Genomic DNA, 12,376 nt, shown 5'->3' with positions numbered 1-12,376 from the left:
CCTGAGTTCGTGATAGTATCAATATTCATGCACTAAATGTGAATAAAAATACATTAATGTTGAGCGTAAAGGAACCCATGCGGCGACTTTGCTCAGCGACGCGGGATTGATGCCGAGTCTTTCCCTGGCACACATGACGTAAGAAGGTAAACCGCCCCAATGTTGAACACATTAATTGTGGGTGCCAGCGGTTATGCTGGTGCAGAGCTAGTGACCTATGTAAATCGCCATCCTCATATGAACATAACCGCTTTGACGGTTTCTGCGCAAAGTAATGATGCAGGAAAATGTATCTCTGATTTACATCCGCAGTTGAAAGGCATTGTTGATCTCCCGTTACAACCGATGTCCGATATTGGCGATTTCCTGGAGGGCGTGGATGTTGTCTTCCTCGCCACCGCCCATGAAGTGAGCCACGATCTGGCGCCAACCTGCCTGGCGGCGGGATGTGTGGTGTTCGATCTCTCTGGTGCGTTCCGCGTTAACGATCCCGCGTTTTACGAAAAATTCTACGGCTTCACCCATCAGCATACCGATCTGCTGGCACAGGCGGTGTATGGGCTGGCGGAGTGGAACCATGACAAACTGAAAGAAGCGCAATTAATTGCCGTGCCGGGGTGCTATCCGACGGCGGCGCAGTTGTCATTAAAACCGTTGATCGACGCCGGGCTGCTGGATCTGAACCAATGGCCGGTGATCAACGCCACCAGCGGCGTAAGCGGCGCGGGGCGCAAAGCGGCGCTTTCCAACAGTTTCTGCGAAGTGAGCCTGCAACCATACGGTGTTTTCAACCATCGCCACCATCCGGAAATCGCCACTCACCTTGGCGCGAGTGTGATCTTCACTCCGCACCTGGCGAGCTTCCCGCGTGGGATCCTTGAAACTATCACCTGCCGTTTGCAACCGGGCGTTACCCACGCACAGGTGGCGGATGTGTTCAAACAAGCGTATGGCGATAAACCGCTGGTGCGTCTGTATGACAAAGGCGTTCCGGCGTTGAAAAACGTGGTTGGCCTGCCGTTCTGCGATATCGGTTTTGCGGTACAGGATGAGCACCTGATTGTCGTCGCCACGGAAGATAACCTGCTGAAAGGCGCGGCGGCGCAGGCAGTACAGTGCGCGAATATTCGTTTTGGCTATGCTGAAACTCAGTCACTTATTTAAATTGAACAGGCGTGATCGTGATGATGAATCCATTAATTATTAAGCTCGGTGGCGTACTGCTGGATAGCGAGGAAGCGCTGGAGCGTTTGTTTACGGCACTGGTGCACTATCGTGAATCTCATCAGCGCCCGTTAGTGATTGTCCACGGCGGCGGCTGCGTGGTGGATGAGCTGATGAAACAGCTTAACCTGCCGGTTAAAAAGAAAAATGGCCTGCGCGTAACCCCGGCGGATCAGATTGACATCATCACCGGTGCGCTGGCCGGTACGGCCAACAAAACCCTGCTGGCGTGGGCGAAGAAACACCATATCGCCTCTGTCGGCCTGTTCCTCGGTGATGGCGACAGCGTGAAAGTGACGCAACTGGATGAAGAACTGGGGCATGTCGGCCTGGCACAACCGGGTTCACCGAAACTGATCAATGCGCTGCTTGATGGCGGCTTTTTGCCGGTGATCAGCTCCATCGGCGTCACCGATGAAGGTGAGCTGATGAACGTCAACGCCGACCAGGCAGCAACCGCACTGGCTGCAACATTGGGCGCAGATCTGATTCTGCTCTCCGATGTAAGCGGTATTCTGGATGGCAAAGGCCAGCGTATTGCCGAGATGACGGCGGCGAAAGCGGAGCAACTGATTGCCCAGGGCATCATTACCGATGGCATGATCGTAAAAGTAAACGCGGCGCTGGACGCGGCGCGCACGCTGGGTCGCCCGGTGGATATCGCCTCCTGGCGTCATGCCGAGCAGCTACCCGCGCTGTTTAACGGCACGCCGATCGGCACCCGTATTCTGGCGTAACGACACAACAATTTATGTAGGCCGGGCAGGCGCTGCGCCGTCCGGCAAAACGGATAAAGAGAAGGAAGCAAACTATGGCACTTTGGGGCGGGCGTTTTACTCAGGCAGCGGATCAACGGTTCAAACAGTTCAACGACTCTTTGCGCTTTGACTATCGCCTGGCGGAGCAGGATATCGTTGGCTCTGTGGCCTGGTCTAAAGCGCTGGTAACCGTTGGCGTGCTGACTGCGGCTGAGCAGCAGCAACTGGAAGAAGCGTTGAATAATCTGCTGGAAGAGGTGCGCGCTAATCCGCAGCAGATCCTGCAAAGCGACGCGGAAGATATTCACAGTTGGGTGGAAGGCAAGTTGATCGACAAAGTGGGTCAACTGGGCAAAAAACTGCACACCGGGCGCAGCCGTAATGACCAGGTAGCGACCGATCTGAAACTGTGGTGTAAAGACACCATCAGTGAATTGCTGCTGGCGAATCGCCAGTTGCAGAGCGCGCTGGTGGTGACGGCGGAAAATAACCAGGACGCAGTCATGCCTGGTTATACTCACCTGCAACGCGCGCAGCCGGTGACGTTCGCGCACTGGTCGCTGGCCTATGTTGAGATGCTGGCGCGTGATGAAAGCCGCTTGCAGGATACGCTAAAACGCCTGGATGTCAGCCCGCTGGGCAGCGGCGCGCTGGCGGGAACGGCTTATGAAATCGACCGTGAGCAGTTAGCGGGCTGGCTGGGTTTTGCCTCGGCAACCCGCAACAGCCTGGATAGCGTATCCGACCGCGACCACGTGCTGGAACTGCTCTCTGACGCTTCAATCGGCATGGTGCATCTGTCGCGCTTTGCCGAAGATCTGATTTTCTTTAACTCCGGTGAAGCGGCGTTTGTTGAGCTTTCTGACCGCGTAACCTCTGGTTCTTCACTGATGCCGCAAAAGAAAAACCCGGATGCGCTGGAGCTGATCCGTGGTAAATGCGGCCGTGTGCAGGGCGCGCTAACCGGCATGATGATGACGCTTAAAGGCCTGCCGCTGGCGTACAACAAAGATATGCAGGAAGACAAAGAAGGGCTGTTCGATGCGCTCGACACCTGGCTTGACTGCCTGCACATGGCGGCGCTGGTGCTGGACGGCATTCAGGTGAAACGCCCGCGTTGTCAGGAAGCGGCGCAGCAGGGTTACGCTAATGCCACCGAACTGGCGGATTACCTTGTCGCGAAAGGCGTACCGTTTCGCGAAGCGCACCACATCGTTGGTGAAGCGGTGGTGGAAGCGATTCGCCAGGGCAAACCGCTGGAAGATCTGCCACTTGCCGATCTGCAAAAATTCAGCGATGTGATTGGCGATGATGTTTATCCCATTCTGTCACTGCAATCCTGCCTTGATAAACGTGCGGCGAAAGGCGGCGTGTCACCGGTGCAGGTCGCGCAGGCCATTGCGGATGCGAAGGCGCGGTTGGTGTAAGCACGCTACAGTTTGCAAACAGGAGCCTGGCGTTACGCCGGGCTTTTTTATGCAAAAAAATGCGGACGCTAAGGTCCGCAAAACGTTCACGTTGGCTTTAGTTGTTCAGAGAGAAACAGAGGGTAGTTACCTCATCACGGGTCAAGCTGAGGTGCCGCTTCGTTTCTGGTGCTAATTATTGAACAGAATGCTTGATAGGGATAATCGTTCGTTGCTATGCTATCTATCGCCATGAACTATCGTGGCGACGGAGGATGAATAATGAATATTCGTGATCTTGAGTACCTGGTGGCGTTAGCCGAACACCGCCATTTTCGCCGTGCAGCCGATTCTTGCCACGTCAGCCAGCCCACGCTGAGCGGGCAGATCCGTAAACTGGAAGATGAACTTGGCGTAATGCTGCTGGAGCGTACCAGCCGCAAAGTGCTGTTCACCCAGGCGGGTTTGTTGCTGGTAGATCAGGCGCGCACTGTGCTGCGCGAGGTCAAAGTGCTGAAGGAAATGGCAAGCCAGCAGGGGGAAACGATGTCCGGCCCGCTGCATATTGGCCTGATCCCAACCGTTGGACCTTACCTGTTGCCGCACATCATTCCGCTGTTGCACCAGACTTTCCCGAAACTGGAAATGTATCTGCATGAAGCGCAGACGCATCAACTTCTGGCGCAGCTGGACAGCGGCAAGCTCGACTGCGCGATCCTCGCGCTGGTGAAAGAGAGCGAAGCCTTTATTGAGGTGCCGCTGTACGATGAGCCAATGATGCTGGCGATTTATGAAGATCATCCGTGGGCGAATCGCGAATGTGTGCCGATGGCTGACCTGGCGGGCGAAAAGCTGCTGATGCTGGAAGACGGGCACTGCCTGCGTGACCAGGCGATGGGCTTCTGCTTTGAAGCGGGTGCGGACGAAGATACCCATTTCCGTGCGACCAGCCTGGAAACGCTGCGCAATATGGTCGCCGCCGGGAGTGGCATCACGTTGCTGCCTGCGCTTTCCGTTCCGCGCGAGCGTAAACGCGATGGCGTGGTGTATCTGCCGTGCATCAAACCTGAACCGAAACGCACGGTTGGGCTGGTGTATCGCCCGGGTTCGCCGCTGCGCAGCCGCTATGAGCAGCTGGCAGAGGCCATCCGTGGTGCGATGGATGGCCATTTCGACACAGCGTTAAAACAGGCGGTTTAAGCCGTTTAATGCTGCTACCCGGTAGGCTTCCGCCATTGTCGGGTAGTTAAAGGTGGTGTTAACGAAGTACTCAATGGTGTTACCGCCACCTTTCTGCTCCATAATCGCCTGGCCGATATGAATAATTTCGGCCGCGCGCTCGCCAAAGCAGTGAATTCCCAAAATCTCTTTCGTTTCGCGGTGGAACAGGATCTTCAGCGTACCGACATTCATGCCGACAATCTGCGCCCGCGCCAGGTGTTTAAACTGCGCGCGACCCACTTCATACGGCACTTTCATGGCCGTGAGCTGCTGCTCGGTTTTGCCCACGGAACTGATCTCCGGAATGGTATAAATCCCGGTCGGAATATCTTCAATCAGATGCGCCGTGGCTTCGCCTTTGACCATCGCCTGCGCGGCAATGCGCCCCTGATCGTAAGCCGCTGATGCCAGGCTGGGGTAGCCAATCACATCGCCTACCGCATAAACGTGCGGCAGCGCGGTCTGGTACATGCTGTTAACCTTCAACTGACCGCGTCCGTCCGCTTCAAGGCCAATATTCGCCAGTTGCAGGCTGTCGGTGTTCCCGGTACGGCCGTTGGCGTAGAGCAGGCAGTCGGCTTTCAGTTTTTTGCCGGATTTCAGGTGCATAATCACCCCGTCATCCAGCGGCTCGATGCGCTCGTACTCTTCGTTATGGCGGATAACGACGCCGCTATTCCAGAAGTGATAAGAGAGTGAGTCCGACATCTCCTGATCAAGGAACGCCAGCAGGCGATCGCGGGTGTTAATCAGATCCACTTTGACGTTCATACCGCGGAAGATCGACGCATATTCGCAACCGATCACCCCCGCGCCGTAGATGATCACATGGCGGGGCTCGTGGTGCATATCGAGGATCGAGTCGCTGTCGTAAACACGGGGATGGGCAAAATCGACATCGGCCGGACGGTAGGGGCGTGAGCCGCAGGCGATAACAAATTTTTCGGCGGTGATGGTTTCGACAGTGCCGTCGTGGCACTCCAGCGCCAGTGTGTGGTCATCAATAAAATGGGCGTTGCCTTCTAAAATTTCGCAGCGGTTACGCTCATAAAAGCCCTGACGCATGCGCGTTTGCTGATTAATCACGCTTTCAGCATGGTTCAGGATATCGGCGAAAGAGGAGCGGAGAAGGCGGGTGTGGTCACTGTAGAGCGGGTTTTGGTTGAATTCGATAATACGGCTAACGGCGTGGCGCAACGCTTTTGAGGGGATAGTGCCCCAATGCGTACAGCCGCCGCCGACATTGTGGTAACGCTCAATAACCGCGACCCGTGCTCCTTGTTTAACCAGGCCCATGGCTGCGCCTTCGCCGCCGGGGCCGGAGCCTATTACTATTGCATCATAATCGTAGGAATGTGGCATGGTAAGGCTTACCTGTTCTTATACATAAAAGCAACATAATACTAACATCAAAGCGGCGGTAACCCAATTATCGTTGTGCTCTTTTGCCACGAAAAAGAAGAAACTGCGCGTAAACAATCAGTCACAATCCAGTACAATCGGATCGGATTTATTCTCTGGTATAGTGCCAGCGGGCCCCTGGAAGGATTCAAACATCGTGATGGGTGTAAGAGCGCAACAAAAAGAGAGAACGCGGCGTTCGCTGATCGAAGCCGCATTTAGCCAACTCAGCGCGGAGCGCAGCTTCGCCAGCCTGAGCCTGCGGGAAGTCGCCCGTGAGGCAGGTATTGCGCCAACGTCTTTTTATCGTCATTTCCGGGATGTGGATGAACTCGGTCTGACCATGGTGGATGAAAGCGGGTTAATGCTGCGCCAGTTGATGCGCCAGGCGCGTCAGCGTATTGCGAAAGGCGGTAGCGTTATCCGCACATCAGTTTCCACATTTATGGAATTTATCGGCAATAATCCCAACGCTTTTCAGCTCCTGTTGCGGGAACGCTCCGGAACGTCCGCAGCCTTTCGTGCGGCGGTGGCGCGTGAGATCCAACATTTTATTGCGGAACTTGCCGACTACCTTGAACTCGAAAACCATATGCCGCGAGCGTTCACTGAAGCGCAAGCCGAAGCGATGGTGACGATTGTCTTCAACGCCGGCGCTGAAGCGCTGGATGTGGGGGCGGAACAACGCAGGCAATTAGAAGAGCGACTGGTACTACAATTGCGCATGATTTCAAAAGGCGCGTATTACTGGTATCGCCGTGAACAGGAAAAACTGGCGCATCAACCGACGAGTGAAGGATGAGTAATGAAACAGTCTGGTCAAGATAAAGGTACGTTGCTGCTGGCGCTCATCGCTGGCTTATCGATTAACGGTACGTTCTCCGCCGTGTTCAGCTCGATTGTACCGTTTTCAATATTCCCGATTATCTCACTGGTGCTGACGGTGTATTGTCTGCATCAGCGCTATCAAAATCGCACGATGCCGGTGGGTCTGCCTGGCCTTGCCGCCGCGTGTTTTATCCTCGGTGTGCTGATTTACAGTACGGTGGTGCGCGCCGAGTATCCTGATATCGGTTCTAACTTCCTGCCTGCCGTTTTGTCGGTGGTGCTGGTTTTCTGGATTGGTTTTCGTCTGCGCGATCGCAAACACGAAGCCTCTGAATAAGCATTATCCCCTCTCCCTGCGAGAGGGGATTTTCATCTCCAATGAATCAAGCGTTGGGAATTATTCATTCCTTTGTTCTGCGCTTGCGAAATAACTCCCAGCCAGAATCCATCAATAATTTATTAATTAAAAAAATCTACGGTAAAACGCATTTCATCTGATGTACTGATCCGGCATTTTATTCGGTTGCCTTACGATCGCTTGATCCAGGTGACAGGTTAAAATTAACTCTGGACATCCTCATGAAAAAAATAACACAACTTCTGTTAGCCACGGCCGGTTTAGTTATTTCGGTCGCCGCATTCGCGGATACAATAAAAACGAATGAGAGCGAGCACCGTATTCCGGCGATAAAGCTCATTAATACGCCGGATAACCACTCGGCGTTTATTAAAGGTTCTGTTCCCTCGCTGGCGAAGCTCTCGTCGCAAAATCTCTACTTCAGCAATACATTCGAAGAGTGGCAGAAAGGGGTACATCCGGCACCGAAGAAGCAATACGTGGTGACGATGAAAGGCAAACTTAAGTTCAGGGTAAGCGATGGCTCAACCTTCATCATCGAACCCGGCACGGTTCTGCTTGCGGCAGACACGGCGGGCGAAGGTCACAGCTGGGATATTGTCGACGGTAAAGAGTGGGTTCGCGTTTATATTCCGGTGGGTGATGATGACCACTTTATTGCCGATAAATAACCCGTAAAACGCATTATTTCTCAGCCCTGTTTCTCGCGGGGCTGATTGTGTAATATCAGAAGTGAACATCTCTGGTGATATAAATACCGCATCAGAACATTCACAAACTATTATAAAATAACGTTAGCGAGATCACGTTTCGCAATGATCATTATTCTGATAAATAAATAGTTGCATGCAGCAGTCATTTGCGTCTCACCGCTATTATTCGGCTGGCCTGATTGACAGGCCAGCCGTTAAACGGAATTGCCGGGTTTTATATAGCGCTATTTATTTTACGCGTAAGCAGTACGCCGCACTCCATATGGTGCGTATACGGGAATTGATCGAACAGCGCCAGACGTGAAATATCGTGTGTCTGGCTCAATGCTTCGAGGTTTTTACACAGCGTTTCCGGGTTGCAGGAGATATACAGAATACGCGGATAGGCCTGCACCATTTTCTCGGTTTCCGCATCCAGCCCGCTGCGCGGCGGATCGACGAAAATCGTTTCGCACTGGTAGCTCGCAAGATCGATACCCTGCAAGCGATTAAAAGCGCGCACGCCATTCATCGCCTGCGTAAATTCTTCGGCGGACATGCGGATAATCTGCACGTTATCGATGTGGTTAGCCGCGATATTGTATTGCGCTGCCGCCACGGACGGTTTGGCGATTTCGGTTGCCAGCACGCGATCGAAATTGCGTGCCAGCGCCAGCGAGAAGTTGCCATTGCCGCAATACAGCTCCAGCAGATCGCCCGTTGAATCGCGCGTGACGTCAAGCGCCCATTCCAGCATTTGGATATTCATCGCGGCGTTAGGCTGCGTAAAGCTGTTCTCCACCTGGCGGTAGATCATCTCTCTGCCACCGACCGGCAGACGCTCATCGACAAAATCCTGATCCAGCTCGATTTTAGTTTTGGTCGCACGGCCAATTAACTGCAGATTCAGATTCCGGGCGCGCAGTGCGTCACGCAGGTGCGCGGCTTCTGCCTGCCATTCATCATCCAGCTTTTTGTGATAGAGCAGAGTGACAATCGCCTGGTTGCTCATGGTGCTCAGGTAATCAATCTGGAACAGCTTATGACGCAGTGTTTTATTGCCGCGTACCGCCTCGATCATCACCGTCATTAATTGGTTAATCAGCTCGCTTGCCGCCGGGAAGCTGTCCACGCGGATCCGCGATTTCGTCTGCTGATCGAAAATGATGTGGTAGAGATCGTCGCCGTCATGCCAGATGCGGAATTCGGCGCGCATACGGTAATGGCTGACCGGTGAGCGGAACACCTCCGGAAGCGGCGCGGAAAAAGGCGTCATCATTGATTGCAGACGCACCATTTTTTCGGCCAGCTGGGCTTCGTACTGTTCTGTCGGCAGGTGTTCGGGGGTCATCATGCTTCCTGAGTGATTAAGAATAACGCGGGGATTGTAGGCATTGCTCAGGCGATGTCCAGCCCCGGATGTGAGCTAAATAGTCAGTTAGCAGTCTGGACATCCATATGTTACAGAATGTAGCATCCTTGTTCCGGTCCTGTGAGTTAAAAGGGAACCCAGTGAGAATCTGGGGCTGACGCGCAGCGGTAAGGATCAAGGTGAGAGAGCAGACACTGCCTGTGGGGTGGGAAGTCGCTTTCTTGATGTACCTCCAAGCCCGAAGACCTGCCGGTATACGTCGCATCTGGTGACATCATCGCGTGCTATTGATGGAACCTGCGGCATCCTTACTCTTTTGTGGATGCTTTCACAATGATTAAAAAAGCTTCGCTGCTGACGGCGCTCTCCGTCACAGCTTTTTCCGGCTGGGCGCAAGATAGCAGCTCAGACACTTTGGTGGTGACAGCAAATCGTTTTCAACAACCGGCTAAGACGGTGCTTGCACCAACTGAAGTGGTGACGCGTGAGGACATCGATCGCTGGCAGTCGCGCTCACTGGTTGATGTGCTGCGTCGCCTGCCTGGAGTTGATATCGCGCAAAACGGCGGATTAGGCCAGACCGCTTCGGTTTATGTGCGGGGTACAGAAGCGAAACACCTGCTGCTGCTGATTGATGGCGTACCGGTTGCGCGCTCAGGGATTTCCAACGATCCCGAGCTGAATCAAATCCCGCTCTCTTTAGTGCAACGTGTTGAATATATTCGCGGGCCGCGCTCTGCCGTGTATGGCTCCGGGGCGATTGGCGGCGTGGTTAACGTCATTACCATGACCGGCAATGAGAAATCACAAATCAATGCCGGCGTAGGCTCGAAAGGCTATCAGACCTACGACGGTACGCTGCGCCAGCGCTTTGGCGACACCGTGGCGACGGCGGCGGGTTCTTATACCAGCACACGCGGTTTTAATGTGCAGCCCGGTTCAACCTGGGATCATGACAGTGATCGCGATGGTTATCGCAACAAAACGTTCTGGGGCAGCCTGCAGCACAAGTTCAACGATAACGTCGACGGTTTCTTTCGCGGCTACAACTTTAGCAATAACGTGGATTACGATCTTGGCAGCCCACCGTTCGCGCCAGACTATAGCGCCGATGAGCGTCAATTGTTTGTGCAGGGTTGGGATACCGGACTGAATTTCGCCGAGGGGATCTATTCGTCCCAGTTGCTGGCCAGCTACCAGAAAAGCAAAGACTACAACTACAGCAGCATTTATGGCCGTTATAACGACGGCACCACGCTGGATGATATGGAGCAGCGATATATTCAGTGGGGCAACAATGTTGATGTCGGCAAAGGTTCTGTTGGCGCGGGCGTAGACTGGAAACAAGAGCGCCTGGTTTCATCGAATAAAACGACGCGCGATGCTTATGAGCGTGAGAATACAGGCTTGTACCTGAACGGGATGCAGCAGTTCGGCGATGTCACGCTGGAAGCCTCGGGCCGTGAAGATAAAGATGACGAGTTCGGCTGGCATGGTACCTGGCAGACCGCTGCTGGCTGGGAGTTCGTTGAAAACTACCGTCTGACCGTCTCTTATGGCACCGGCTTCCTGGCGCCTTCTTTAGGCCAGCAGTTTGGTGCGAAGCGTTTTGGCATTGCTTCCAACCCGAACCTGAAACCGGAAGAGTCCAGACAGTGGGAAGCGGGTGTTGAAGGCTTAACCGGCCCGCTGGACTGGCGTTTGTCTGCCTATCGCTATGAGATTGAAAACCTGATCACCTATAGCAATACGGCTTACTACAACATCAACTCTGCCACTATTAAAGGCGTTGAGTGGACGGGCAGCGTAGATACCGGCATTTTCTCGCATCGCGTGACGCTGCAATACATTGATCCGCGTGATGATGAAACCAATGAAGTGCTGCCGCGTCGTGCGAAGCGTCAGGCGAAGTACCAGCTTGACTGGTCCGTATTGAATGTCGATATGGATCTGGCCTGGGAGTACTTCGGTAAGCGCTATGACAACCGCACGTCAACCTATAATCCTGAGCAACGTATTTTGCCAAGTTATAGTACGGTTGATTTTTCTGCCTCATATCCTGTGACCTCTCATTTAACAGTTCGTGGTAAAATCGCCAACCTGTTCGATAAAGAGTACGAGACAGCATATGGCTACCAAACTGCAGGACGGGAATACACCTTGTCTGGCAGCTACACCTTCTGACGCACGTCCCACCGTGCTGGTGTTTGACTCCGGCGTCGGTGGGTTATCCGTTTATGATGAGATCCGGCATCTCCTGCCGGATCTGCATTACATCTACGCGTTTGACAATGTCGCTTTCCCCTATGGTGAGAAAAGCGAAGCGTTTATCGTTGAACGCGTTGTCGAAATCGTCGCCGCCGTTCAGGCCCAATACCCCCTCGCACTGGCCGTTATTGCCTGTAATACGGCGAGCACCGTATCTTTGCCCGCGCTGCGGGAGACGTTTTCCTTCCCTGTCGTCGGCGTAGTGCCTGCCATCAAACCCGCCGCGCGTCTAACGGCGAACGGCGTTGTAGGGCTGCTGGCCACGCGGGGTACGGTGAAGCGTCCTTATACACACGAACTGATTTCGCGTTTCGCGAATGAGTGTCGGATTGAGATGCTGGGTTCGGCGGAGCTGGTCGTATTGGCGGAAGCGAAACTGCATGGTGAAGCGGTCTCGCTGGATGAACTGCGCCATATCCTTCGCCCCTGGCTGCGCATGAAAGAGCCGCCGGATACGGTGGTGCTGGGATGTACGCACTTTCCTTTACTGCAAGACGAGTTGCTGCAAGTGTTGCCGGAAGGAACGCGTTTGATTGATTCAGGCGCGGCAATTGCGCGTCGTACTGCCTGGCTGCTTGAACACGAAGCGCCGGATGCGAAATCTTCCGATGAGAATATTGCCTATTGCATGGCATTAACGCCAGAGACTGCGCAATTATTGCCCGTTTTGCAGCGCTATGGGTTCAAAAAGCTCGAAAAACTGGCGCTTTAGCGCGGTTTTGTGCAAAAAAGAGACGGTTGAAAAGTTTTTTGAAATTAGGGGTTGTCAGCGGGAATTAACTCCCTATAATGCGCCTCCACTGACACGGCACAACGGCAAACACACCGGCCTGTCAGGTGAAGCAATC

Annotated in this window: 11 protein-coding genes and 1 riboswitch; of the genes, 9 read left to right on the top strand and 2 right to left on the bottom strand. The window is 53.8% G+C overall.

Going from position 1 to position 12,376, the window contains the following annotated elements:
• The first annotated feature begins 159 nt into the window (after positions 1-159).
• From argC to oxyR, 4 genes are all read left to right on the top strand, one after another.
• Positions 160-1,164, top strand: a complete 1,005-nt coding sequence (gene argC, locus DFO56_RS22520; RefSeq protein ID WP_045512287.1) for an N-acetyl-gamma-glutamyl-phosphate reductase — start codon at positions 160-162, stop codon at positions 1,162-1,164.
• A gap of 20 nt (positions 1,165-1,184) precedes the next feature.
• On the top strand, positions 1,185-1,961 hold the full coding sequence (argB, locus tag DFO56_RS22515) for an acetylglutamate kinase (protein ID WP_020455972.1): 777 nt from the start codon (positions 1,185-1,187) through the stop codon (positions 1,959-1,961).
• A 74-nt stretch (positions 1,962-2,035) separates the two neighbouring features.
• A complete protein-coding gene (gene argH / locus DFO56_RS22510; RefSeq protein ID WP_045512284.1) occupies positions 2,036-3,409 on the top strand; it encodes an argininosuccinate lyase in 1,374 nt (457 codons plus the stop codon).
• Positions 3,410-3,670: 261 nt separating this feature from the next.
• Positions 3,671-4,588, top strand: coding sequence for a DNA-binding transcriptional regulator OxyR (gene oxyR / locus DFO56_RS22505; protein WP_017459619.1), 918 nt, complete (start codon positions 3,671-3,673; stop codon positions 4,586-4,588).
• Here the strand turns inward: oxyR and sthA are convergent.
• Complete coding sequence (gene sthA / locus DFO56_RS22500) at positions 4,571-5,971, bottom strand: Si-specific NAD(P)(+) transhydrogenase (protein WP_044489539.1); 1,401 nt, start codon at positions 5,969-5,971, stop codon at positions 4,571-4,573. The two genes, oxyR and sthA, sit on opposite strands and share 18 nt — an antisense overlap.
• A gap of 196 nt (positions 5,972-6,167) precedes the next feature.
• On the opposite strand from sthA, the gene fabR reads away from it, so the two are divergent.
• The 3 genes from fabR to DFO56_RS22485 all read left to right on the top strand — a co-directional run bounded on the left by fabR (position 6,168) and on the right by DFO56_RS22485 (position 7,867).
• A complete protein-coding gene (gene fabR / locus DFO56_RS22495; protein ID WP_017459617.1) occupies positions 6,168-6,812 on the top strand; it encodes an HTH-type transcriptional repressor FabR in 645 nt (214 codons plus the stop codon).
• A gap of 3 nt (positions 6,813-6,815) precedes the next feature.
• Complete coding sequence (locus DFO56_RS22490; protein ID WP_020455977.1) at positions 6,816-7,175, top strand: YijD family membrane protein; 360 nt, start codon at positions 6,816-6,818, stop codon at positions 7,173-7,175.
• A 242-nt stretch (positions 7,176-7,417) separates the two neighbouring features.
• Positions 7,418-7,867, top strand: coding sequence for a hypothetical protein (locus DFO56_RS22485; RefSeq protein WP_045512281.1), 450 nt, complete (start codon positions 7,418-7,420; stop codon positions 7,865-7,867).
• 256 nt (positions 7,868-8,123) lie between these two features.
• Here DFO56_RS22485 and trmA read toward each other — a convergent pair whose 3' ends face one another.
• Positions 8,124-9,239, bottom strand: coding sequence for a tRNA (uridine(54)-C5)-methyltransferase TrmA (gene trmA, locus DFO56_RS22480; protein WP_045512278.1), 1,116 nt, complete (start codon positions 9,237-9,239; stop codon positions 8,124-8,126).
• A 117-nt stretch (positions 9,240-9,356) separates the two neighbouring features.
• Positions 9,357-9,529, top strand: a riboswitch (cobalamin riboswitch).
• A gap of 64 nt (positions 9,530-9,593) precedes the next feature.
• Between trmA and btuB the strand changes: the two genes are divergently transcribed.
• Positions 9,594-11,444: a TonB-dependent vitamin B12 receptor BtuB gene (gene btuB / locus DFO56_RS22475; RefSeq protein ID WP_020455981.1), complete on the top strand. Its 1,851-nt coding sequence runs from the start codon at positions 9,594-9,596 to the stop codon at positions 11,442-11,444.
• Positions 11,389-12,240: a glutamate racemase gene (gene murI / locus DFO56_RS22470; protein WP_044489540.1), complete on the top strand. Its 852-nt coding sequence runs from the start codon at positions 11,389-11,391 to the stop codon at positions 12,238-12,240. Before btuB ends, murI begins: the two co-directional genes overlap by 56 nt.
• The last annotated feature ends 136 nt before the right edge of the window (positions 12,241-12,376 follow it).

Origin of the sequence: Kosakonia sp. AG348 (genome assembly GCF_003337365.1) — a bacterium.
Classification (GTDB): domain Bacteria; phylum Pseudomonadota; class Gammaproteobacteria; order Enterobacterales; family Enterobacteriaceae; genus Kosakonia.
The sequence above is the reverse complement of the archived record's forward strand: the minus strand, read 5'-3'. Positions and strand labels throughout refer to the sequence as shown.